Source organism: Cryobacterium sp. Sr3, from assembly GCF_004402835.1.
In the GTDB taxonomy this organism is placed as follows: Bacteria; Actinomycetota; Actinomycetes; order Actinomycetales; family Microbacteriaceae; genus Cryobacterium; species Cryobacterium sandaracinum.
Genome location: NZ_SOFA01000048.1, coordinates 1 through 2164, shown reverse-complemented (window position 1 = coordinate 2164; position 2164 = coordinate 1). Strand labels below are relative to the sequence as shown.

The following is a 2164-nucleotide window of genomic DNA, read 5'->3' as shown; positions in this document are numbered from 1 at the left end:
GTCCGATCCTTGAGAACTCAACAGCGTGCACAATGTCAAATGCCAAAAACCTCGGTCGTAGGGCTCCTTTCTAGGGGGTACCGCGGAAGAGATTCCTTTGGAAAACATTTAAACAACAAAGCAAGTCAGTAATGATTTGTTCTGTCAGTTTCAAACTTGCAGATTGTTCGCCTATTCCGGTGGCTTTCTGCACTAGATGTGCCGGTCACTTCGGTGGTCGTGCAGTCAAACATTTACGGAGAGTTTGATCCTGGCTCAGGACGAACGCTGGCGGCGTGCTTAACACATGCAAGTCGAACGGTGATGGGGAGCTTGCTTCTCTGATCAGTGGCGAACGGGTGAGTAACACGTGAGCAATCTGCCCTTGACTCTGGGATAAGCGTTGGAAACGACGTCTAATACCGGATACGACCTTGGAAGGCATCTTCTGGGGTGGAAAGAATTTTGGTCAAGGATGAGCTCGCGGCCTATCAGCTAGTTGGTGAGGTAATGGCTCACCAAGGCGACGACGGGTAGCCGGCCTGAGAGGGTGACCGGCCACACTGGGACTGAGACACGGCCCAGACTCCTACGGGAGGCAGCAGTGGGGAATATTGCACAATGGGCGAAAGCCTGATGCAGCAACGCCGCGTGAGGGACGACGGCCTTCGGGTTGTAAACCTCTTTTAGTAGGGAAGAAGCGTAAAAGTGACGGTACCTGCAGAAAAAGCACCGGCTAACTACGTGCCAGCAGCCGCGGTAATACGTAGGGTGCAAGCGTTGTCCGGAATTATTGGGCGTAAAGAGCTCGTAGGCGGTTTGTCGCGTCTGCTGTGAAAACCCGAGGCTCAACCTCGGGCCTGCAGTGGGTACGGGCAGACTAGAGTGCGGTAGGGGAGATTGGAATTCCTGGTGTAGCGGTGGAATGCGCAGATATCAGGAGGAACACCAATGGCGAAGGCAGATCTCTGGGCCGTAACTGACGCTGAGGAGCGAAAGCATGGGGAGCGAACAGGATTAGATACCCTGGTAGTCCATGCCGTAAACGTTGGGAACTAGATGTGGGGACCATTCCACGGTCTCCGTGTCGCAGCTAACGCATTAAGTTCCCCGCCTGGGGAGTACGGCCGCAAGGCTAAAACTCAAAGGAATTGACGGGGGCCCGCACAAGCGGCGGAGCATGCGGATTAATTCGATGCAACGCGAAGAACCTTACCAAGGCTTGACATATAGAGGAAACGGTTGGAAACAGTCGCCCCGCAAGGTCTCTATACAGGTGGTGCATGGTTGTCGTCAGCTCGTGTCGTGAGATGTTGGGTTAAGTCCCGCAACGAGCGCAACCCTCGTCCTATGTTGCCAGCACGTAATGGTGGGAACTCATGGGATACTGCCGGGGTCAACTCGGAGGAAGGTGGGGATGACGTCAAATCATCATGCCCCTTATGTCTTGGGCTTCACGCATGCTACAATGGCCGGTACAAAGGGCTGCAATACCGCAAGGTGGAGCGAATCCCAAAAAGCCGGTCTCAGTTCGGATTGAGGTCTGCAACTCGACCTCATGAAGTCGGAGTCGCTAGTAATCGCAGATCAGCAACGCTGCGGTGAATACGTTCCCGGGCCTTGTACACACCGCCCGTCAAGTCATGAAAGTCGGTAACACCCGAAGCCAGTGGCCTAACCCGCAAGGGGAGGAGCTGTCGAAGGTGGGATCGGTGATTAGGACTAAGTCGTAACAAGGTAGCCGTACCGGAAGGTGCGGCTGGATCACCTCCTTTCTAAGGAGCACAGCAGTGCCGTCTGTCTACAGCGGAACACCACTGCCAAGCCATTTCGGAGACATACGTTCTCCGGTGGCGCTCATGGGTGGAACATTGACATTGATGCAAGAACGGCTTCTCGCCGCACGGTACGCCTCCTCGGAGGTTGGAAATGCGGCGGGTGGTGAGACTTGTATAGGCACGCTGTTGGGTCCTGAGGGACCGGAACATCCCTGGCTTCGGCTTGGGTTGGACTGTTCCTCTGGACCTTTTCTTGTTCACATCACTTGTGGGCATGAAGGGGTACCGCCCGTACTTTGAGAACTACACAGTGGACGCGAGCATCTTATATTTGACTCTCGTAAGAGAGCAAATTACAAAGATCTAAGCAATTAGATCATTGGTCAATTTCGATCGTGAGACTTTTG

At 54.1% G+C, this 2164-nt stretch carries 1 rRNA gene; it reads left to right on the top strand.

What is annotated here, in order from left to right:
• The first annotated feature begins 232 nt into the window (after positions 1-232).
• A 16S ribosomal RNA gene (locus E3N94_RS15625) occupies positions 233-1754 on the top strand.
• Positions 1755-2164 lie beyond the last annotated feature (410 nt).